This is a genomic window from Pseudomonas sp. 6D_7.1_Bac1 (assembly GCF_025465945.1).
Lineage (GTDB): Bacteria > Pseudomonadota > Gammaproteobacteria > Pseudomonadales > Pseudomonadaceae > Aquipseudomonas.
Map to the genome: position 1 here is coordinate 125,349 of NZ_JANLNW010000078.1, position 21,254 is coordinate 146,602.

Here is a 21,254-nt window from a genome sequence, read left to right on the forward strand (position 1 = left end):
GTGAAGCCACTGCGCCACGGGGGAGCTATGGAGCAAAGAGAATCTTCACAGGGCGATTTTGAGTCGACCCTGAAAAAACATGCCCACGAACTGGTCGAAAGCCTTGAAAAGGGCAGGTTCGGCGACGCTGTGCAACTGATCCATGAGCTCAATCAGACCCGTGACCGCGGCCTGTACCAGGAAGTGGGCAAGCTCACTCGCGAACTGCATAGCGCGATCGTCAATTTTCAGATTGACCCGCACATGCCGCAAGCCGAGGAAGTCTCGCAGATCACGGATGCCACCGAACGCCTGTCCTATGTGGTCAAGCTGACCGAGGCGGCTGCGAACCGCACCATGGACCTGGTTGAGAACAGCACTCCGCTGGTCAGCGGTCTGAGCACTGACGCCCAGGCCTTGAGCGCGGACTGGGGGCGTTTCATGCGCCGCGAAGTCGGTGCCGAAGAATTCCGCGAGCTGGCCCGACGTGTCGACGGTTTCCTGACGCGTAGCGTTGAGCAGACCCAGGTCGTCTCGGGCAACCTCAACGATATCCTGCTGGCTCAGGATTACCAGGATCTAACCGGTCAGGTAATCAAGCGCGTGACCCAATTGGTCACCGAAGTCGAAAGCAACCTGCTCAAGCTCGTGCTCATGGCAAGTCAGGTGGACCGCTTTGCGGGCATCGAACACGACCATGAAGCGATGCTGGCTGAAAAAGATCCGCAAAAACATCTCTCGCAGGGTGAAGGTCCGCAGATTCATGCCGATAAACGAGAAGACGTTGTGTCCGGTCAGGACGATGTGGACGATTTGCTATCCAGTCTTGGATTTTAGGTTTTTTAGGTTTTTAGACCTTTAGGAGCACCCCCTTAATGAGCTTCGGCGCCGATGAAGAGATCCTTCAGGATTTCCTGGTTGAGGCCGGCGAGATTCTAGAGCAACTGTCCGAGCAACTGGTTGAGCTGGAAAGCCGACCAGATGATGCGGATCTGCTCAATGCAATTTTTCGCGGTTTTCACACTGTAAAAGGGGGCGCCGGCTTCCTCCAGCTCAACGAGTTGGTGGAGTGCTGTCACATCGCCGAGAACGTGTTCGACATCCTGCGCAAGGGTGAGCGTCGCGTCGACTCGGAGCTGATGGACGTGGTTCTCGAAGCGCTGGACGCGGTGAACAGCATGTTCAGCGAAGTCCGTGAGCGTGCACCGATCACTGCGGCTACGCCGGAACTGCTGGCGGCTCTGGCCCGTCTGGCCGAGCCTCAAACGGCCGATGAGGCGCAACCTGTTGCTGAAGTGGCCGAAGCACCAGCGGCTGAAAGCGAATCGGGCGACATCACTGACAACGAATTCGAACTGCTGCTCGACTCGTTGAACGCGGTCAAGGCGCAAGCGCAAGCCGTGGCGTCCGTTGCCCAGGCACCTGGAGCGGCTGCCGGCAGCGATGAAATCACCGATGCCGAGTTCGAGTCGTTGCTCGATCAACTGCACGGTAAGGGCCAGTTCGCCGTCGATGCGGTAGCAGCGCCAACCGCGCCGGCTACCCCGAAAGCGGCAGGCGACAGCTCCGACATTACCGATGATGAATTCGAAGCATTGCTCGATCAGTTGCATGGCAAGGGCAACTTTGCCGTTGATGCACTGGAATCGGCAATTGCCGCCGTTCCGGCGCCAGCCGCACCTGTGGCCGCGGCCGCCGGCAGCGACCTGATCTCCGATCACGAGTTCGAGTCGCTGCTCGACGAATTGCATGGCAAAGGCAAGTTCACTGAGGTCGGCACAGGTTCTGCTGCTTCGGTGGCGGCGCCAGTCGCCAAGGCCGCGGCACCCAAGCCTGTTGCCAAAGCACCCGAGCCAAAAGCCGAAGCGCCGAAGCCTGCTGCCGCTGCTGCACCGGCCCCGGCCCGCGCACCGGCTTCACCGCCACCTGAAAAACCGGCCAGTGAAGCCGAGACCACCGTGCGTGTGGATACCGCACGTCTCGACGAAATCATGAACATGGTCGGCGAGCTGGTGCTGGTGCGTAACCGTCTGGTTCGTCTGGGACTCAACAGCGGCGACGAAGCCATGTCCAAGGCCGTGTCGAACCTCGACGTGGTCACGGCCGACTTGCAGACCGCGGTGATGAAGACCCGGATGCAGCCGATCAAGAAAGTCTTCGGGCGCTTCCCGCGACTGGTTCGCGACCTCGCGCGTCAGTTGAAGAAAGAGATCAACCTTGAGCTGGTCGGCGAAGAAACCGACCTCGACAAGAACCTCGTCGAGGCCCTGGCCGACCCGCTGGTCCACTTGGTGCGCAACGCAGTCGACCACGGCATCGAGTCGCCGGAAGAGCGCGAAGCGTCGGGCAAGGCCCGCGGCGGCAAGGTGATTCTGGCGGCCGAACAGGAAGGCGATCACATCCTGCTGTCGATCTCCGATGACGGCAAAGGCATGGACCCTAATGTCCTGCGCTCGATCGCGGTAAAACGCGGTGTGATGGACAAGGATGCCGCCGATCGTCTGAGCGACACCGAATGCTACAACCTGATTTTTGCGCCAGGGTTCTCGACCAAGACCGAAATCTCCGACGTGTCCGGGCGTGGCGTGGGCATGGACGTGGTGAAAACCAAGATTTCCCAGCTCAACGGTTCGATCAATATTTACTCGACCAAGGGCCAGGGCTCGAAGATCGTCATCAAGGTCCCGTTGACCCTGGCGATCATGCCGACGCTGATGGTCATGCTTGGCAACCAGGCTTTCGCCTTCCCGCTGGTCAACGTCAACGAAATCTTCCACCTCGATCTGTCGCGCACCAATGTGGTCGACGGTCAGGAAGTGGTGATCGTGCGCGACAAGGCGTTGCCACTGTTCTACCTCAAGCGCTGGCTGGTCAGCTCCGCCGCTCATGAAGAGCAGCGTGAAGGCCATGTGGTGATCCTTTCGGTGGGCACTCAGCGGATCGGCTTCGTCGTCGACCAACTGGTGGGCCAGGAAGAAGTGGTCATCAAGCCATTGGGCAAAATGCTTCAGGGAACCCCGGGCATGTCCGGCGCCACCATTACCGGTGACGGCCGCATTGCCTTGATTCTCGATGTTCCGAGCATGCTCAAGCGTTACGCCGCACGGCGTATTTGATTCTGGTGGAGCGGGGCGACTGAGCCTCGCCCCGCCTAACGGAGTGTTTATGGCAGTCAAAGTCCTGGTGGTGGATGATTCGGGTTTTTTCCGCCGCCGCGTCTCGGAAATTCTCTCAGCGGATCCGAATATCCAGGTCGTCGGTACGGCGACCAACGGTAAAGAGGCGATCGATCAGGCCCTGGCCCTCAAGCCAGATGTGATCACCATGGACTACGAGATGCCGATGATGGATGGCATCACGGCGGTGCGGCACATCATGCAGCGCTGTCCGACCCCGGTTTTGATGTTCTCTTCGCTGACGCACGAAGGCGCTCGGGTCACCCTCGATGCGCTGGACGCTGGTGCGGTGGATTTCCTGCCGAAAAATTTCGAAGACATCTCGCGCAACCCCGAGAAGGTCAAGCAACTGCTGTGTGAAAAGGTGCACAGCATCTCGCGCAGTAACCGTCGTTTCAGCGCCTACAGCGCCCCGGCACCTGCTGTTGCCCCGACGCCAGCACCTTCGACTGTCAGCAATTTCGGCAGCAGTGTGCATGCACCTGCACCTGCACCTGCATCTGCGCGTCCGGCTCCGGCACCGATTCCTGCCCGGGCGCCGGTTGCCAGTGCGTCGTCGCCGGCACCGAAACGCAAGGCCTACAAACTGGTTGCCATTGGTACTTCAACCGGTGGCCCGGTGGCGTTGCAGCGGGTGCTGACTCAGTTGCCGGCAAACTTCCCGGCGCCGATCGTACTGGTCCAGCACATGCCGGCGGCGTTCACCAAGGCTTTCGCCGAGCGTCTGGACAAGCTTTGCCAGATCAGCGTCAAGGAAGCCGAGGATGGTGACATCCTGCGTCCAGGCCTGGCCTTGCTGGCGCCGGGTGGCAAGCAAATGATGATCGACGGCCGTGGTGCGGTGAAAATCCTCCCGGGCGACGAGCGTCTGAACTACAAGCCGTGCGTGGATATCACCTTCGGTTCGGCGGCCAAGTCCTACGGCGACAAAGTTCTGGCGGTGGTACTCACCGGCATGGGCGCCGATGGTCGCGAAGGCGCGCGCTTGCTCAAGCAGGGCGGCAGTGCAGTCTGGGCTCAGGATGAAGCCAGTTGCGTGATCTACGGCATGCCAATGGCGATCGTCAAAGCCAATCTGGCAGACGCGATTTACGGCCTCGACGAGATCGGCAAGCACCTGGCCGAGGCGTGCATCTGATGGACGTTTTAAGCCTCATCGGGATCATCATGGCGTTCATCGCCATTATTGGCGGCAACTACCTGGAAGGTGGTCACCTCGGTGCGTTGGCCAATGGCCCGGCGGCGTTGATCGTGCTCGGCGGCACTATTGGCGCTGCGTTGTTGCAGTCGCCGATGAGTGCCTTCAAGCGCGCCATGCAGATTCTCGGCTGGATCCTGTTTCCACCTCGCGTCGATTTGGCCGGTGGCATCGATCGAGTGGTCAACTGGAGCCTCACCGCACGCAAGGAAGGCTTGCTCGGGCTTGAAGGGGTGGCGGATACCGAATCCGACAGCTATTCGCGCAAAGGCTTGCAATTGCTGGTCGACGGAGCCGAGCCTGAGTCGATTCGCAGCATCCTGGAAGTGGATTTCTACACTCAGGAAAGTCGTGACATCGAAGCCGCCAAAGTCTTTGAAAGCATGGGCGGCTATGCGCCGACGATCGGTATCATCGGTGCGGTCATGGGCCTGATCCACGTCATGGGCAACCTCGGCGATCCGTCGCAACTGGGCAGCGGCATTGCCGTGGCCTTCGTCGCGACCATCTACGGCGTGGCCAGCGCCAACCTGGTGCTGCTGCCGATTGCCAGCAAGCTCAAATCCATTGCGTTGCGGCAATCGCGTTATCGCGAAATGTTGTTGGAAGGCATTCTGTCGATCGCCGAAGGTGAAAACCCTCGCTCCATTGAGTTGAAGCTTCAGGGCTTCATGGATTAAGGGAATAACCTCATGGCACGCCGCCGTCAGCACGATGAACACGTCAATCACGAGCGCTGGCTGGTGTCCTACGCGGATTTCATCACGCTGCTGTTTGCCTTTTTCGTGGTGATGTACTCCATCTCTTCGATCAACGAAGGCAAGTACAAGGAAATTTCCGAAGCGTTGGTGGGGGTTTTTACCAACTCTGACCACGCCCTCAAGCCGATCCCCATCGGCGACGAGCGTCCGAAGACAGTCACCCCGGCCAAACCGCTGGTCAAGGACAGCGAGCAGATCGATGCCGGCATCGCCCAGGCCAGCAAGGACCCGCTCAAGAGCATTGCCGATGACATCAGTGCGGCGTTTGGCGATTTGATCAGCTCCAATCAGATGACCGTGCGTGGCAACGAGTTGTGGGTCGAAATCGAACTGAACTCCAGTTTGTTGTTCGGCAGCGGCGATGCCATGCCCAGCGATATCGCGTTCAACATCATCGACAAGGTCGCGGCGATTCTGAAGCCGTTCGACAACCCGATTCACGTTGAAGGTTTCACCGACGATCAGCCTATCCGCACAGCGCAGTACCCGACCAACTGGGAGCTGTCCTCGGCCCGTTCGGCGAGCATCGTGCGCATGCTGGCCATGCAGGGCGTAAACCCCGGTCGTCTGGCCTCGGTGGGTTACGGTGAGTTCCAGCCGGTGGCCAATAACGCGACGGCCGAAGGGCGTGCACGTAACCGGCGGGTGGTGCTGGTGGTGTCGCGCAATCTCGATGTTCGCCGCAGCCTGACCGGCACCGGAACCGCTAATGCAAAACCGGACGCCGCGTTGAAGCGTGCTGGCACACAAACTGCACCCACGACTGTCAAGTCGCCGGGGCGCGAGAGTGCCGTCAATTCTCCGTCACCTGGCTTATAACGTTGAGCTATTTCTCGGTTGTATCTGTTCGACCGGGAGGAACAATCTGAATGAGAGTCTGGGCAGTCGCCAATCAAAAGGGTGGTGTCGGTAAAACCACTTCCTCCATCGCTTTAGCCGGTTTGCTGGCTGAGGCGGGCAAGCGCGTGGTTGTGGTCGATCTCGACCCGCACGGTTCCATGACCAGCTACTTCGGTTATGACCCCGACAGCCTGGAACACAGCAGCTACGACCTGTTTCTGCACAAGGGCAGCGTGCCGCAAGGCTTGCCCGGGCAGCTGCTGCTGCCGACCAGCGACGAACGTATTTCCCTGTTGCCGTCGAGCACCGCACTGGCCACCCTCGAGCGCCAGTCGCCAGGGCAGAGCGGCCTGGGCCTGGTGATCGCCAAGAGCCTGGCGCAATTGTGGCAGGACTTCGATTACGCGTTGATCGACAGCCCCCCGTTGCTCGGCGTGCTGATGGTCAATGCCTTGGCGGCCAGCCAGCAGTTGGTGATTCCGGTGCAGACCGAGCACCTGGCGGTGAAAGGCCTGGAGCGCATGGTCAACACCCTGGCGATGATCAACCGTTCGCGTAAACAAGCGTTGCCGTTCAGCATCGTGCCGACCTTGTTCGACCGTCGCACCCAGGCTTCGCTGGGAACCTTGCGGGTGCTGCGCGACATGTACCCGGAAGAAATCTGGCAAGGCTACATCCCGGTCGATACCCGACTGCGTGATGCCAGCCGTGCCGGCCTGACACCTTCGCAGTTCGACGGCAAGAGCCGTGGAGTACTGGCTTATCGTGCATTGCTTAAACACCTGCTGGCCCAACAACTTGTTCCGCAGGTGGCTTAAGGTGAGTCTTTTTTCTGCCGGGGTGGTGCGCCAATGAATCGGCCGGTGAAGATCACTTCGCGTCCACAACTGGCGTTGCAGTCCTATCTGGATGCGTTGTTGCAAGACGCGACCGAGGAATGGCCCTCAGAGGTCGAGGTATTACCTGAGGTTGCTGAAGTCGTCGAGGTCGTCGAAGCCATTGAGGTTCAAGGCGCACTGGACGAGTTCCAGGCCGCAGTGCTTGAAGAGCAGGCCCGTGATGCACAGAAACCCGTGGCTGCAGCCCCCGTTGTAGCACCGGTTGCCAAGGCGCCCATCGTGCTGCCGGTACTGGAAGCACCTGCACCGATTCTGGCGCCGGTCTCATCCGTCGCACCGTTGTTGCAAGCGCTGGTGCCGCCGGTGGTCGAAGTCCACCTGCCACCGAGCAACACGCCACCGCCGGTGGAAAGTGACGGCCGGCCGAGTTGGGCTGCCGAACCGTTCGAATGCCTGCTGTTCGACGTCGCCGGTTTGACCCTGGCCGTGCCGCTGGTCTGCCTGGGTTCGATCTACCCGTTGGCCGGTCATGAGCTGACACCGTTGTTCGGCCAGCCGGAGTGGTTCCTGGGGATTCTGCCGAGCCAGGCAGGCAACCTGAAGGTGCTGGATACCGCGCGCTGGGTCATGCCCGATCGCTATCGCGATGACTTCCGCCAGGGCCTGCAATACGTGATCTCGGTTCAGGGCTATGAGTGGGGGCTGGCGGTGCATCAGGTCAGCCGCTCGTTGCGCCTGGACCCGAACGAAATCAAATGGCGCAGTCACCGGGGGCAACGGCCATGGCTGGCCGGTACGGTGATTGAGCACATGTGTGCGTTGCTGGATGTCTCGGAGCTGGCGGAGCTGATCGCCAGCGGTGGTGCCAAGCATATGGGCGGCAGCAAACCGGCCCACAAACCTACATAACAAACAGCTGGCCGCATACAAGGTGCAGCCGGACAGAACACACACCGCCACAGGCGGTTTTTCGAGGGGTCAGGGTATGAATGATAAGGCGTCGTCTGCAAAGGGTTCCGAAGATCCGATCCTGCAATGGGTAACCTTCAAGCTGGACAATGAAACCTACGGCATCAACGTGATGCGTGTTCAGGAAGTCCTGCGTTATACCGAGATCGCTCCGGTTCCGGGTGCGCCAAGCTACGTGCTGGGCATCATCAACCTGCGCGGCAACGTGGTGACCGTGATCGACACCCGTCAGCGCTTCGGCCTGATGAATGCCGAGATCAGCGACAACACCCGTATCGTGATCATCGAAGCCGACAAGCAAGTGGTCGGGATCATGGTCGACAGCGTGGCCGAAGTGGTTTACCTGCGTCAGTCGGAAATCGAAACCGCGCCTAACGTCGGTAACGAAGAATCGGCCAAGTTCATCCAGGGCGTGTGCAACAAGAACAACGAGCTGCTGATTCTGGTCGAGCTGGACAAGATGATGAGCGAAGAAGAGTGGTCGGAACTGGAGAGTATCTGATTGATTCTCGAGGTTGCTGTCATTGTACTGGGGCTCCTGTGGGTAGGGACCCTGGCGATGTTCCTGGCTTACACGCGCAAACAGCGAGAGCTGGCGGCGCTGCAAGCCAAGGGTGATGCATTGCGTGATCAGCGCATCAAGGACCTGGCCAAGCGCGTCGACGACTACCAGAACGGTAACGTGCGCATGGGTGAAGACCTGCATGAACTGCGTGCCGTGGTCGGCCCCCTTCCAGACAAGCTGGCCCAGCTTGAGCAGCGCGATCCGTCGAGCTTGTCATTCGCCCAGGCGGCACGTCTGGTCGGCATGGGCGCGAGCGTCGACGAATTGACCCAGTCCTGCGGCCTGACCCAGGCAGAGGCGGAGTTGATGAGCAAGTTGCACAAGAGCTGATTTTTTGCGATTGGGCTGAGATAGCTATTCGCGAGCAAGCCCGCTCCCACAAGGACAACACCATCCCTGTGGGAGCGGGCTTGCTCGCGAAGGTGTCCTTGAAACCTCAGTAATCATCCCCGCGTTCTGTCACATCCCGCTCCGCTATCGTTTTCTCAGAATTATGCCCTTCCGGAAACTTGCCCTTGAGTTTCCAGGCAAACGTAATGATCTCGGCAATCGTGCGGTACAACTCCTCTGGAATACTGTCTCCCAGCTCCATCCTCGCCAGCAACTTCACCAGCTCGGCGTTCTCATAAATAGGCACTTCATAGTCGCGGGCGATCTTCAGAATGGCTTCGGCCAGTTCGTCATCGCCTTTGGTGGTGAGTGTCGTCCCAGCGTTGTTCGAGGCGGATTTGACGGTCTGGTGGTAAGACATGCAATCAAAAAAGGGGGCAGATTTAATGACTGCGCTACGAAAAGGAAATTATTCCTACGACTCGTTACCCTTCCTCAGACCAAGACCACACCGCCTTAGTTTTCTACCTACAATTCTGCCGGACTCCGCCGGCTTGTGATTATTACAGGCCATTGGTAACTTGATTCTCGATTGGATTTGGCCGCCCATGTTAGATAATAACCAGGATTTTTATATTTTGTGGTGGAAGTTCCGTACGGACGATTCAATGCATAAAGGGAGAGTGGTTTTTTAAGCTGTCTTTTATGGATGCCGAGTATGCAGGCAAGCATAAACAGTTTTTTCGTGAACGCTTTTTGATCGAAATGCACGAATATTGGTGGAGCTTATTTAAAGGTGTTGGATGAGTGATGGTTGTCAAGGAGAAGTAAATGCCTATAAAGGATATCTACGCACTTGCATGTGCCGGTCTCAAAAAATTGGCGCTGAATCAAGCGTGTCGGGACGGGTTCAATAAGGACTCATTGTTTTTCAAGTTGTTTGAACAGGCTGCCCAGCATTACATTGTCTCGTCGGATAGGCACGAGCTTAGTAGTAAGTTGCACGTGTTGTCCGATAAAGGGTATCGACTGGGCGTTGAATACGTCGGTGAAGAAAATCATGATCCATGTATTGTACAAGCTTTTGTCGATGAGTACTTGGTATCTATTCAACTATTTGCCAAGGCCGGACTAATCCCGCAGTTGGGTTTCGATTTGAGTGCGGTGGGATTGCTTGCATCCCAAGAAACAGCCTATCTGAATGCAACCACTATCGTGTCTGCTGCAGCCGAATACAATATTCCTGTAATGATTAGCATGGAGCATTCTTCGGCAGTCGATAAGATTTTAGAGGTTTATGCCGAACTGGCGCCTGCCCATCTCAATGTCGGTATTACAGTACAGGCGCACTTGCATAGAACAATCAATGATTTACCTGGAATCATTGGTTATGGGCGAAAAATCAGGCTGGTTAAAGGGGTTTATAACGAGTCTCAGGAAATCGCTCTTCCCCGTGGGAGTGAGCTTGATGAGCGCTATCTGAAATTGCTTGGCGATGTGCTGGCCGCCAATGTTCCGGTCAGTTGCGCGACTCAGGACTCGAGCTTGATCAAGCGTATTTTCGATCAGTCTTACCACCTGGATATCCAGGAGCTGGAAATGCTCCATGGGGTGCAACCCGAGGTGTTGCGCAAAGCTAAGGAGGCGGGGCTCGCCTGTCGTATTGCCGCGGTTTACGGCAATAGTTGGTATCTGCACTTTCTGCATCGTCTGGCGGAATCGCCGGACAATGTCCTCGAGGCATTAGCCGACTTCTATGACCCCTCTCGCATCACTTTTGGCGCAGGTTACTAACGGAGCATTTATGTTTATCGATCTGAGAAGCGATACGGTGACCAAGCCAACGGAAGGCATGCGCAAGGCGATTTATCAGGCAGAAGTCGGTGATGAGTGCTTTGGTGAAGATCCTAGTGTGCGTGCGCTGGAGGAGTTCTGCGCCGATTATTTCCAGAAGGAAGTGGCGCTCTTCACCACGGGCGGCACATTGAGTAACCAGTTGGCAATCAAGGCCCTCACCAACCCCGGCGATGAGATCTTTCTCGACGCTTCCTACCACATCAATTTCTATGAGTCGGCGTCGAGTTCGGCTTTTTCCGGGGTCAATTTTTCGCTTTCCTGTCATGAAAACGGACTGTTTGAAGTTAGTGATCTGGAAAAGCTCTACGCCTCCAAATGCCGCTGGAGTCAAAACTATGCCGTTCCGCGGGTGGTGGTGATTGAAAATACTCTCGGATGCAAGGGCGGCGCGATCTTTCCTTTGCCGCAAATGAACGATGTCTTTACTTACGCCAAGGGCATTGGTGCCTATTGTTACCTGGATGGTGCACGAATCCTCCATGCATCTATCGCCTCTGGCATTGACGTGACTTCCTACACTGAAAACGCCGACCTCTTGTCCATGTGCCTGTCCAAGGGACTTGGGGCGCCTATTGGTTCGATCATGGTGGGTTCCAGGGAGCTGATAGAACGCGCCAAAAAATACCGTAAATGGTTCGGGGGCGATCTCCATCAGGCAGGGATGATGGCCGCCGCTGGGCTGTATGCGATGCACAACCACATTGAACGGTTGGCCGAAGACCACGAGCATGCGGCGCTGCTGCACCAGTTGCTCGGCGATATCGATGAGACGCCCGCCCACTATAAGGGGACCAATATGGTTACTTTGGATATCTCCTCGTTGGGCATTTCCCCCGTGCAATTCGGTAGTTACCTTAGCCAGAAAGGTGTCGGCAGCTTGCCTTACAACGCCACGGAAATGCGCTTCATGCCTCATATCAACATTACCCGCGCGGATATTCACAAGGCTGCCGGAATCATCAAGGAAGCAGTCCGAGAGTTCAGTCTGACGCGGGAGGCAGTCAAGTGATCTTCAAGAAGAATATCATCCTGATCGTTGATGCCTATTCCACCGGGAGCTTGATCGCGCCCGCGTTCATCTCTCGCGGATTTGAATGTGTACACGTGCGTTCGACCGCTGACGTTAACGCGTTCTACGAAACCTGGTTCCGCACTGGGGATTTCATCAAAGACATTCTCTATAGCTCGGACGCAGAGCTACACTTGGCGTTATCCGGGTATTCCGTACAGTTTGTGCTTGCCGGTTGCGAGTTTGGCGTCGAGCTGGCAGCTCATCTGGCCGCAGAATTCAAGATCTCTCGGCACAATGATCCGACCCACGCTATTCGCTGGCGCGACAAGTTCGAGATGCACGAAGCCTTGTCTCAGGCGGGTGTACGCTCGATCAGACACTTCAAGTCGGATTCGTTGCCGAAGATATTGGAGTGGGTAAACGAGCATAAGATGCTGCCGGTCGTGTTGAAGCCGATCAAAAGCGCCGGGTCCGACAATATTCATATTTGCACCCAGGAAAGCGAAATCAAACATGCCTTCCAGGTCATAAAATCGAGCCGGAACATCTTTCTGGAAAGCAACGAAGAGATCTTGGTACAGCAATATCTGGACAACTCAGATTTCAAATCCGAGTTGTTGCTTAGCAAGTCCAAGGATGTGGACATCGAATACTGCATCAACACCGTGAGTGTTGACGGCTTGCACTATGTCAGCGAAATCATTCGCGTGTATCGCACCCGTATCGGCGCCTCGCCAGTGCATGACTATAACCAGCTGATGTGTCCAGTGGGCAATGCCGACGTGTACAGTCGTCTGTCACAGTACATTTACTCCGTGCTCGATGCTCTAGGAATCCAGCAGGGCGTGGGTCACAGCGAGTTGATGATCGTCGACGATCAGCCCGTATTGCTGGAGACGGCTGCTCGTATGCCGGGCGGTATTGATCTTTCAGCCTATACCCCGGCCTTGGGGCATAACCAGTTGAGCCTTTGGATAGACTCGCTGATCAACCCGCAAGCCTTTCTCGAATACCGGCAACGGCCAAGAAACAAACTCTACTTTCATTCCAGTTGTGTGTTCCTTATCGCTCGCCAGGCTGGGCCGATCAAGCGGGCACCGAACATCGCACCCTGGAAGGCGATCCCCGGCGTGCACAGCATAAAAATCCTGGATAAAGGAACCCTTAAGGAAACCATCTCCCTGGAAAACTGCCCCGGTCACGTTTTCATCCTGAACAACGACCGCGTAGCCATTCAGGACAGCATTCAGTTGCTGCGTGAGCACGAGCCCTACGTCTACAAGGAAATGCTGGGATGAAGGAAGTATCGGGAGAGCTGGCCATGCAAGGCGGGGCCAAGGTCTATGTGAGGCCTGTGATTCTGCTACTGTCGGCGACCTTTATCTTGACCATTGCCCGGGCGCTGGCCTTGCCCTACCTGGTAGTTTACTTCTCCCAAACTTTCGGTCTGGGAGTGGTAGATATTGGTCTTGCGGTTGGCGGGGCGCTGATCGTCAGCTCGATTCTTGGGGTGTATGGCGGCTTCCTGGTGGACAGGTTCTCCAACTACCGGATCCTGCTCAGCGCAGCCACGGTGTTCGCACTGGCCTTCGCAGTGGCCTTTCAGGTAACCAGCCTGGTGCCGTTCATCATCGCCATTGTGGTGGTGAACCTGTCCTATGCGGTGATCGATATCGCGGTGAAATCTGGAATAGGTTTTTTGGTGGCGCCGGACAAGAGGGGAAGCGTGTTCTCTATTAAGTACACACTGACCAACGTCGGTTACGCCATAGGCCCTTTTCTCGGCATGCTGTTCGCGAAAGTAAGCCCCGGTCTACCGTTTGCGGTTTCGGCCTTGATCGGGTTGGCTTTTGTAGTGCTGTACGGAGTGCTGGGTGAACGGATCCCTCGCCAGGTGGGTAGTGAGCGTTCGGGTGACGGTTTTGCCAGCGTGCTGGTTCATTTACTGAGCAACTATCGATTGGTCTGCTTTACGGTCGGGGGAATTCTCAGTGCGATCGTGTTTGGGCAGTTCACCGCCTATCTTTCGCAATACCTGATCGTGACAAGTGACCCGGAAAACACCTATCACATTATCAACTACCTAGTCACCACCAACGCCTGTGTGGTCATTAGTCTTCAATACCTGATCGGCTCCCGAATTAACCAGAATAACCTGTTCCGCATGTTAATGTTGGGGATGTTATTTTTCGTGGTAGGACTCATGGGCTTTTGTTATGCGCAGGTGCATGTCGTCTGGATAGTAGCCATGATAGTTTTTACTTTGGGCGAGATAATAATTATCCCGGCGGAATATCTGTTTATTGATTGCATTGCGCCGGAGGATATGCGAGGTATTTATTACGGAGCGCAGAATTTGTCCAATCTTGGGGCTGCGCTCGGGCCAGTATTATGTGGTGTTGCACTATCTTTTTATGCTCCTCAAGCGATGTTCTACGTCTTGTCCTTGTGCATTGTATTGGCGAGTTATTTCTACTTCATAGGTTCAAGGCGCAGAGGTTGATTGATGATTCACTTTAATACTGCGGGTTCGGGACTTGTATCCGCTGAGACACTGAGCTTGATGCAGCGTTATCTGCAAACGGAATCTGAGTTGGGAGCTTATGAGACCGAATTGGGTTTCGCGCCAATCCTGGATGTTGAAGTTTATGACAACATAGCCCGATTGCTGGGAACCGAGGCGCGTAATGTTGCACTTTTCGATGGTGCTACGAAGGCCTGGGTGACCGCGCTGGACTCGTTAACCTGGTTCGACGGCGCGCGCGTTCTGGTCACCGCTTACGAGTACGCCGGCAACCTCATTGCGCTGTCGGCATTGCAGCGTCTGCATGGGGTCGTGGTCGAGGTCATGCCGCTGCTGGCCAATGGCGATCTGGACCTGCAATGGCTGGCGCGACACATGAGTGAAGAAGTGAAGCTGGTCTCGGTGGTGCATGTACCCTCTTGCTGCGGCATCGTGAATGACGTTGAGGCAGTGGGTAATATAGTGCGCGGTTACCCCTGCCTGTACTTTGTCGATGCCTGTCAATCGGCGGGCATGCTCCCTCTGGATGTGCAGGCTATCAGCTGCGACGTGTTGACCGCAGCGGGCAGGAAATTCCTTTGCGGGCCCAGGGGCACTGGGTTTGCCTACCTGTCCGAGCGTTTTCTGGCGGTTGCTCACCCGCGTTTCACTGATTTGAGCAGGGCCAGTGTTGATGTGTTGGGGATGGTCAACTTGGGGATTGAAGATGCCCGGCGTTTTGAGTATGCCGAGCGCAACAATGCGGCAGTGGTTGGTTTGAATCAGGCGATCAAAGAACGACTCTCCGGTGCTTATGGAGTTGAGCTTGAGATCTACCAAAACCTCTATTACAGCTTGGCACAGGCTCCGCACGTCAGCTTGATCGCGCCGGGTGTGCACCAGGAGGGGATCATTGCGTTTACCCATAGTCGCTGTTCGGCAACGGAGGTCGTTAGCTATCTACGAGCCCAAGGGGTGAACTGCTGGCCGGGATATGCTTCGCACACGCCGTATTATATGTTGGGGCAGGGTTACAAACGCTTTGTGCGAGTATCAATCAATGCCAAGAACAGCTTTAAGGATGTTGATATATTCATGTCTTTGCTGGCAAGGCTGTAACAGCATATTTGTATAAAGGTTGGTGCGTTACACATATTGTCTTCGGTCGGTGATGTCGAGTTGATTGTCCGTTAGAGAATAGTCGTGGGCTGTCTGATAGTTTGCTATTTACGCTGATTGCCTCGAATTAAAGAAAGGGAATTCTGATGAATAATGTGAATAGGTTCAATCCTTCTGCTGACGTAAGGCAGCGCCTTCGTCCGCTGTACAAAAAGGATAATTGGCACTGGCTGTTGGGCATACTTGCGGATCTGGCCGTTATTGCGCTAGCCGTGTTCCTGGCTAATCGCTACAACTACCTGTACCCACTCGCAGTCCTGTTTATTGGTTCTCGACAACGGGCCCTGGCTTCGCTTCTTCACGAAGCGGCGCACATGACGTTGACCCAAAGCAAAACGCTCAACAAATTCGTTGGCGAGTACCTGCTGGGCTACCCCATCTTTCAGAACTATGAAGCCTATCGTCGATCTCATGTGCAACTGCACCATCACAATCTCGGTGACCAGCATAAAGATCCCGACCATCGCTATTACATCGAATCTGGTTTGTACAATGCGCAAGACCGCTTCGATTTCTTGGTCAACCATCTACTCAAGAGCTTGACGCTGGTCAACACCCATCAGTACTTACTCTATCTGGTGAAGAACCGTGCCGGGGCCATCTTGGCCAATCCGTTACAGGGCGTGAAGCTTCTGGCTGTTCACACGGTGATGTTGCTGGTCTTCGGCTATTTCATCAGCCCATGGGCATATGTGCTGTTCTGGCTGATTCCTTACTTCACGGTCTTTCAGGTGATTGGCTGGCTCTCCGAGATTTCCGAGCACTTCGGTATGTTCGGCCTCTCCAATGACGAGGTGCAGCTCACGCGTAATCGCTTCCCCACCTTGATCGAGCGCGCGATCATCGGAATGCATGGCGATAACTACCACCTGACACACCACCTGTTTGCCGGCGTTCCGTTCTGGAATTTGAAGCGAGCACACGAGGTGCTAATGGACGACGAAAACTACGCTGCAGCCAACCGCGGCTGTGGCGGAATTTTCACCGCGATGGGCGGTGCCAAATCCAGTATCGATCAGATATTCGATGCCTATCGCAGCGGAAAAATCAGCACCATCATCGTCGCCAAGTAAAGTGTTGCGCTCCTGCATTCTGGCGCTCCATCCGTACGCACCTACGAAGGATATCTGACCGGCGCCTGACGCGGTGATCAAGAACGTCGCCATCTGGCAGCGTTCTCATTCCTGCCCTGTAGGCGTTATATCTCGTTCTACCCTCGGCGCATCCGTGTCATGCCCTTGCGGAAACTTGCCCTTGAGTTTCCACGCAAACGCAATGATCTCGGCAATCGTGCGGTAGAGCTCTTCAGGGATGCTGTCACCCAGCTCCATTCTGGCCAGCAGTTTCACCAGCTCGGCGTTCTCATAAATTGGCACTTCATAATCGCGGGCGATCTTCAGAATGGCTTCGGCCAGTTCGTCATCGCCTTTGGCGGTGAGCGTTGGGGCATGTTGACCGTCGTATTTGAGGGCGATGGCCTGGCGCGGTGGATTGGGGCTTTTCATGCGGTTTCGTCGACCCAGCGTTGTTCGAGGCGGGTTTGATTGCCTTGGGGCGGTGTGCCGAGGTGGCAATTCAGATCGCCAACATTCAGACCTGATGCCAGCAACTGCGCACGCAATCCGCCTAAGTTACTTTCGATCAGGCTGGCGGTATAAGGCCGTTCGGCCCAGAGCTGGCTGGAGAGTTTGCCCTGGGCTAGCTGTGCCTGAATTTGCAGCGGCCCGAGCGGTTCCATGTCGAACGCCAGTTCGACCCGCCAAAGCCGCTGTTTCGGTTCGCGCTCGGCGAGTTTCTCGTGCTGTTCTTTCTCGGGTGTGTCCTCACGCTGAAACTTGACCTGCAACGGCACGATGTCTTGCAGGTTACGCATGGGGATTTCCAGCTGCCAGGTGGTTTGCAGCTTGCCATCCTCAGTCATGCCGGTTTGCTCCAGGCTCGACAATTGATGGCTTTGCAGGCGAGAAACGGCCGCCGCAGCCAGACGCAGCAAGTGTTCCAGATCACCTTCACCCACCAGGCTTTGCAGCAACCGCGAGGGCAGGGGGAAGTTGCTCGGCTGCGGTTTGGCACTGACCTGGCCGAGCGTGCCGAGGGCGCTACGCACAAAGCTGGGCAGCGTCTGGGCCAGGGTGTTGGCGGCGATGATTGCGTTGAAACTGGTATTGGCCGGCAGGCCGGGGGCCAATTGTGCGATCAGTCGCAGCAAATTGCCTTTCATGTCCGGCGTCAGCGCCGGGTTCTGCCCGGTGAGCAGTTTGGATTCCAGAAACAACCCACTGTTGGCCAGCGCCTGAGCCAGGCCCTTGGGCGTACTCAGTTGTTGAGCATCCGGCAGGTCGGCGAGCAATTTGTCGACGGCAGCACGCAGGTCGTCCGAGGTGGTGTCGGCGTCTGGCAGGTTTTGCAGGGCGTCGATCAGCCCGCTCAAAGAGCCTTGGCGACTTTGCTGGGCCAGCAACTGCTGACTCACCGCCAGTTGCTCCTGACGACCGGCCAGCGGTACGAAACTCAGGCTTTGTGTGCCTTGGACCAAGGCACTGAGCAGGCTGCCGATGCGCAACGGTTGCGGGCTGTCGAGGCTCAAGGTGCTGCCGCTTAGCGCGGTATTGAGCAAACTCACCAGCGAGCGATAGACCGCCGGTTGCCCCGGTGTTTGCGGCATCAGTTGGCTAGTCAGGACTTTACCTTGCAGCAAGGTGCCAACCGGCAACTGCGACGTGTCGAGGTGGGTGAGGGTGGCTACGTTGGAAGCAATGGCCTGCTGCACGGTGATCGCCAGACTGCTGGCTGAAGGCTGGCTGACCGTCAGGTTGGTGCCCTGAGGCAACGGTTGGTTGCTGGTGGCTTGCACCGTGGTCTGGCGGCCGCCGTCGAGGGTGACCTTGAGCAGCAGCTGGAACGTCTGGTCGTTCTGTTTGAGCGACAGCACTTCAGCGCTGGCGCTCTGGCCGGCGGCGATCAAGCCGTCCATCGGCGTCTGCAGCTTGAGCAACTCACCACTGACCACGAGCGGGCGCGAAGTGGCCGGCGCGGTAGGGGGCAGTGGAAGGATGTTCATGTCACCAGTCATCAAGTCACACCCTGTCGAAATTGCCCTCTTGAGAGTAGGACATGACATGTATAATGCCGCCCCGTTGTTGTCGGGGCGCGGAAAACATCGCAAATGTTTGACGCAGCTCTCTAGAACAGGCCGTCAATGCATCTATGCTGCATCACTTTAACGGCCGCTCCACTGCCGACTTGAACCGTAAAGGCCCGCGATCTCTTGACCATCCCTCTACTAGAAGCCGTAGCGCTCGCCTGTGAGCGAGACTGGCGGATGCTCTTCGAAAACCTCGAGTTGCGTCTGGGCAGCGGTGACATGTTGCAGATCAGTGGCCCCAACGGCAGCGGCAAGACCAGCCTGCTGCGCCTGCTCGCCGGTTTGATGCAGCCGACCAGCGGCCAGGTGTTGCTCAATGGCCAGCCTTTGAACACGCAACGCCCGGAGCTGGCCCACAACCTGTTGTGGATCGGCCATGCCGCCGGCATCAAGGACCTGTTGACCCCCGAAGAGAACCTCAGCTGGCTGTGTGCGTTGCATCAGCCCGCCACCCATGAGGCGATCTGGCAGGCGCTGGCAGCGGTAGGACTGCGTGGTTTTGAAGATGTTCCTTGTCACACCCTGTCAGCTGGTCAGCAACGCCGCGTGGCCCTGGCCCGCTTGTATCTGGGCAGCCCGGCGCTGTGGATTCTCGACGAGCCGTTTACTGCGCTGGATAAACAAGGCGTGGCCCAGCTGGAAGAACACCTGGCCGCGCACTGCGAGCGAGGTGGTATGGTGATTCTGACCACTCACCACACGTTGACCCGGATGCCGGCCGGTTACCGCGACATCGATTTGGGGCAGTGGGCCATATGAGTGTTTTCGCACTGTTGGTCGCCCGTGAGGCGCGTTTGCTGTGTCGTCGTCCTGCCGAGCTTGCCAACCCCCTCGTATTCTTCGCCATTGTTGTCGCATTGTTCCCATTGGCGGTCGGACCTGAGACACAATTGTTGCAAACCTTGTCACCGGGACTGGTCTGGGTAGCCGCCCTTTTATCGGTCTTGCTCTCGCTGGACGGGCTTTTCCGCAGTGATTTCGAGGACGGATCCCTTGAGCAGTGGGTCCTTTCGTCGCACCCACTGCCTCTTCTGGTTTTGGCAAAGGTACTGGCACACTGGGCGTTTTCCGGCTTGGCACTGGTGTTGCTTGCCCCGTTGTTGGCGTTGATGCTCGGTTTGCCTGCCGCTTGTCTGCCGGTTTTGCTCTTGTCGCTGTTGCTCGGTACACCGGTACTGAGTTTGCTCGGTGCAGTGGGCGCGGCGCTGACGGTCGGTTTGAAGCGCGGCGGCTTGCTGCTGGCCTTGTTGATTCTGCCGTTGTACATCCCGGTGCTGATTCTTGGCAGTGGCGCCTTGCAGGCTGCCTTGCAGGGCATGCCGGCAACCGGTTATTTGCTGTGGCTTGGTAGCCTGACCGCCCTGGCGATAACCCTGACACCTTTTGCAATAGCCGCTGGCCTGAAGATCAGCGTCGGCGAATAATAATGAGGTCTGGTTAAATTTTAACCGCTTTCTTTTTAAGAAAGGCAGACCCTGACTGCTCGTGATGGCGAGCAGCAACCGTGATGGAAACAGTAATGAACTGGACCTGGTTTCATAAGCTCGGCTCGCCCAAATGGTTTTACGGCATCAGCGGCAAACTGCTGCCCTGGCTGAGCGTCGCGGCGTTGCTACTGATCGGCATCGGCGTGGTCTGGGGCCTGGCCTTTGCACCGCCGGACTACCAGCAAGGCAACAGTTTTCGGATCATCTACATTCACGTGCCGGCCGCCATGCTGGCGCAGTCCTGCTATGTGATGCTGGCGGTCTGCGGTATCGTCGGGCTGGTGTGGAAGATGAAACTGGCCGACGTCGCCCTGCAATGCGCCGCGCCGATCGGTGCCTGGATGACCGCCGTGGCGCTGGTCACCGGGGCGATCTGGGGCAAACCAACCTGGGGCTCGTGGTGGGTCTGGGATGCACGCCTGACGTCGATGCTGATTCTGCTGTTTCTGTATTTCGGTCTTATTGCACTGGGCAATGCCATCAGCAATCGTGACAGCGCGGCCAAGGCCTGCGCGGTGTTGGCGATTGTCGGTGTGATCAACATCCCGATCATCAAGTACTCGGTGGAGTGGTGGAATACCCTGCACCAGGGCGCGACCTTCAGCCTCACCGAAAAACCGGCAATGCCGGCCGAGATGTGGTTGCCGTTGCTGCTGACGGTGCTGGGTTTCTACTGTTTCTTCGGCGCCGTGCTGTTGCTGCGCATGCGCCTTGAAGTGCTCAAGCGCGAAGCCCGTGCAAGCTGGGTAAAAGCCGAAGTGCAAAACAGCCTGGAGGCCGCGTAATGAGTTTTGCTTCATTCGGCGACTTCCTCGCCATGGGCCATCACGGTCTTTATGTCTGGTCGGCTTATGGCATTTGCCTGTCGGTACTGGCCCTCAACGTGGCTGCGCCGATCCTGGCCCGCAAGCGTTATCTGCAACAAGAGGCGCGTCGTTTGCGCCGGGAGAACAGCAAGTGAATCCGCTGCGTAAAAAGCGTCTTATCATCATTTTCGCGATTCTGGTCGGGGTCGGCGCAGCCGTTGGCCTGGCCCTGAGTGCCTTGCAGCAGAACATCAACCTGTTTTACACACCGACCCAGATCGCCAATGGCGAAGCCCCGCAAGACACGCGCATTCGTGCTGGCGGGATGGTCGAGAAGGGCTCGTTGCAACGTTCCGGCGATTCGCTGGACGTGAAGTTCATCGTCACCGACTTCAACAAATCCGTGACCATCACCTACCGGGGCATCCTCCCGGACCTGTTCCGCGAAGGGCAGGGCATCGTTGCCCTCGGCAAGCTCAACGCAGAGGGCGTGGTGGTCGCTGACGAAGTGCTGGCCAAGCACGACGAGAAGTACATGCCGCCAGAAGTGACCAAGGCCCTGAAAGACAGCGGTCAGTCCGCCCCCACACCCGCGAAGGAGGGTTGAT

General features: G+C 56.9%; 23 protein-coding genes. 20 read left to right on the forward strand and 3 right to left on the reverse strand.

The genetic code is table 11. The features are described 5' to 3' along the window. Positions 1 to 27: 27 nt before the first annotated feature. The 9 genes from NTD87_RS24110 (at position 28) to NTD87_RS24150 (ending at position 8,657) form a co-directional block, all read left to right on the forward strand. Entirely contained in the window at positions 28 to 816 is a 789-nt protein-coding gene (locus NTD87_RS24110) for a protein phosphatase CheZ (protein WP_262116695.1), read from the forward strand. Between the two features lie 38 nt (positions 817 to 854). Next, positions 855 to 3,095: a chemotaxis protein CheA gene (locus NTD87_RS24115; RefSeq protein ID WP_262116696.1), complete on the forward strand. Its 2,241-nt coding sequence runs from the start codon at positions 855 to 857 to the stop codon at positions 3,093 to 3,095. A 49-nt stretch (positions 3,096 to 3,144) separates the two neighbouring features. Continuing rightward, positions 3,145 to 4,293 (forward strand): chemotaxis response regulator protein-glutamate methylesterase, encoded by a 1,149-nt coding sequence (locus tag NTD87_RS24120; RefSeq protein ID WP_262116697.1) that lies wholly within the window; start codon positions 3,145 to 3,147, stop codon positions 4,291 to 4,293. Further along, complete coding sequence (locus tag NTD87_RS24125; protein ID WP_262116698.1) at positions 4,293 to 5,033, forward strand: flagellar motor protein; 741 nt, start codon at positions 4,293 to 4,295, stop codon at positions 5,031 to 5,033. Before NTD87_RS24120 ends, NTD87_RS24125 begins: the two co-directional genes overlap by 1 nt. Positions 5,034 to 5,045: 12 nt before the next feature. Then, the gene (motD, locus tag NTD87_RS24130; protein WP_262116699.1) at positions 5,046 to 5,933 is read left to right on the forward strand and encodes a flagellar motor protein MotD; all 888 of its coding nucleotides are present in this window, start codon (positions 5,046 to 5,048) and stop codon (positions 5,931 to 5,933) included. A gap of 50 nt (positions 5,934 to 5,983) precedes the next feature. Beyond that, entirely contained in the window at positions 5,984 to 6,772 is a 789-nt protein-coding gene (locus NTD87_RS24135; protein WP_054596306.1) for a ParA family protein, read from the forward strand. A 33-nt stretch (positions 6,773 to 6,805) separates the two neighbouring features. After that, complete coding sequence (locus NTD87_RS24140; RefSeq protein ID WP_262116700.1) at positions 6,806 to 7,702, forward strand: CheW domain-containing protein; 897 nt, start codon at positions 6,806 to 6,808, stop codon at positions 7,700 to 7,702. Positions 7,703 to 7,778: 76 nt separating this feature from the next. Then, entirely contained in the window at positions 7,779 to 8,264 is a 486-nt protein-coding gene (locus NTD87_RS24145) for a chemotaxis protein CheW (RefSeq protein ID WP_008024622.1), read from the forward strand. Then, positions 8,265 to 8,657, forward strand: a complete 393-nt coding sequence (locus tag NTD87_RS24150) for a DUF2802 domain-containing protein (RefSeq protein WP_262116701.1) — start codon at positions 8,265 to 8,267, stop codon at positions 8,655 to 8,657. Positions 8,658 to 8,763: 106 nt separating this feature from the next. Here NTD87_RS24150 and NTD87_RS24155 read toward each other — a convergent pair whose 3' ends face one another. After that, complete coding sequence (locus NTD87_RS24155; protein ID WP_410017515.1) at positions 8,764 to 9,078, reverse strand: EscU/YscU/HrcU family type III secretion system export apparatus switch protein; 315 nt, start codon at positions 9,076 to 9,078, stop codon at positions 8,764 to 8,766. Between the two features lie 410 nt (positions 9,079 to 9,488). Here NTD87_RS24155 and NTD87_RS24160 point away from each other — a divergent pair, with 410 nt between their 5' ends. The 6 genes from NTD87_RS24160 (at position 9,489) to gntB (ending at position 16,281) form a co-directional block, all read left to right on the forward strand. Next, positions 9,489 to 10,451 (forward strand): proline dehydrogenase family protein, encoded by a 963-nt coding sequence (locus NTD87_RS24160; RefSeq protein ID WP_262116702.1) that lies wholly within the window; start codon positions 9,489 to 9,491, stop codon positions 10,449 to 10,451. Positions 10,452 to 10,461: 10 nt separating this feature from the next. Then, the gene (locus NTD87_RS24165; RefSeq protein WP_262116703.1) at positions 10,462 to 11,523 is read left to right on the forward strand and encodes a threonine aldolase family protein; all 1,062 of its coding nucleotides are present in this window, start codon (positions 10,462 to 10,464) and stop codon (positions 11,521 to 11,523) included. Then, positions 11,520 to 12,824, forward strand: coding sequence for a hypothetical protein (locus tag NTD87_RS24170; RefSeq protein ID WP_262116704.1), 1,305 nt, complete (start codon positions 11,520 to 11,522; stop codon positions 12,822 to 12,824). The genes NTD87_RS24165 and NTD87_RS24170 overlap by 4 nt, the downstream gene beginning before the upstream one ends. A 23-nt stretch (positions 12,825 to 12,847) precedes the next feature. Then, a complete protein-coding gene (locus NTD87_RS24175) occupies positions 12,848 to 14,029 on the forward strand; it encodes an MFS transporter (protein WP_410017518.1) in 1,182 nt (393 codons plus the stop codon). Between the two features lie 60 nt (positions 14,030 to 14,089). Further along, the gene (locus NTD87_RS24180) at positions 14,090 to 15,148 is read left to right on the forward strand and encodes an aminotransferase class V-fold PLP-dependent enzyme (RefSeq protein ID WP_262116706.1); all 1,059 of its coding nucleotides are present in this window, start codon (positions 14,090 to 14,092) and stop codon (positions 15,146 to 15,148) included. Positions 15,149 to 15,294: 146 nt separating this feature from the next. Beyond that, positions 15,295 to 16,281, forward strand: a complete 987-nt coding sequence (gene gntB / locus NTD87_RS24185) for a guanitoxin biosynthesis L-arginine gamma (S) hydroxylase (RefSeq protein ID WP_262116707.1) — start codon at positions 15,295 to 15,297, stop codon at positions 16,279 to 16,281. Positions 16,282 to 16,386: 105 nt separating this feature from the next. On the opposite strand, the gene NTD87_RS24190 is transcribed toward gntB, so the two are convergent. Together NTD87_RS24190 and NTD87_RS24195 are read right to left on the reverse strand one after the other, a co-directional pair. After that, complete coding sequence (locus tag NTD87_RS24190) at positions 16,387 to 16,713, reverse strand: EscU/YscU/HrcU family type III secretion system export apparatus switch protein (protein WP_262116708.1); 327 nt, start codon at positions 16,711 to 16,713, stop codon at positions 16,387 to 16,389. Beyond that, positions 16,710 to 18,281 carry a flagellar hook-length control protein FliK gene (locus tag NTD87_RS24195; protein WP_262116709.1) on the reverse strand — a complete coding sequence of 524 codons (1,572 nt, stop codon included), beginning with the start codon at positions 18,279 to 18,281 and terminating at the stop codon, positions 16,710 to 16,712. The genes NTD87_RS24190 and NTD87_RS24195 overlap by 4 nt, the downstream gene beginning before the upstream one ends. A 249-nt stretch (positions 18,282 to 18,530) precedes the next feature. Here NTD87_RS24195 and ccmA point away from each other — a divergent pair, with 249 nt between their 5' ends. From ccmA to ccmE, 5 genes are all read left to right on the forward strand, one after another. Further along, positions 18,531 to 19,112: a cytochrome c biogenesis heme-transporting ATPase CcmA gene (gene ccmA / locus NTD87_RS24200; protein WP_262116710.1), complete on the forward strand. Its 582-nt coding sequence runs from the start codon at positions 18,531 to 18,533 to the stop codon at positions 19,110 to 19,112. Then, positions 19,109 to 19,777 (forward strand): heme exporter protein CcmB, encoded by a 669-nt coding sequence (gene ccmB, locus NTD87_RS24205; RefSeq protein WP_262116711.1) that lies wholly within the window; start codon positions 19,109 to 19,111, stop codon positions 19,775 to 19,777. The genes ccmA and ccmB overlap by 4 nt, the downstream gene beginning before the upstream one ends. 95 nt (positions 19,778 to 19,872) lie before the next feature. Beyond that, positions 19,873 to 20,625 carry a heme ABC transporter permease gene (locus NTD87_RS24210; protein ID WP_262116712.1) on the forward strand — a complete coding sequence of 251 codons (753 nt, stop codon included), beginning with the start codon at positions 19,873 to 19,875 and terminating at the stop codon, positions 20,623 to 20,625. Further along, positions 20,625 to 20,801 carry a heme exporter protein CcmD gene (gene ccmD / locus NTD87_RS24215; RefSeq protein WP_262116713.1) on the forward strand — a complete coding sequence of 59 codons (177 nt, stop codon included), beginning with the start codon at positions 20,625 to 20,627 and terminating at the stop codon, positions 20,799 to 20,801. Before NTD87_RS24210 ends, ccmD begins: the two co-directional genes overlap by 1 nt. After that, positions 20,798 to 21,253 (forward strand): cytochrome c maturation protein CcmE, encoded by a 456-nt coding sequence (gene ccmE, locus NTD87_RS24220; protein WP_262116714.1) that lies wholly within the window; start codon positions 20,798 to 20,800, stop codon positions 21,251 to 21,253. Before ccmD ends, ccmE begins: the two co-directional genes overlap by 4 nt. Position 21,254: the final 1 nt, after the last annotated feature.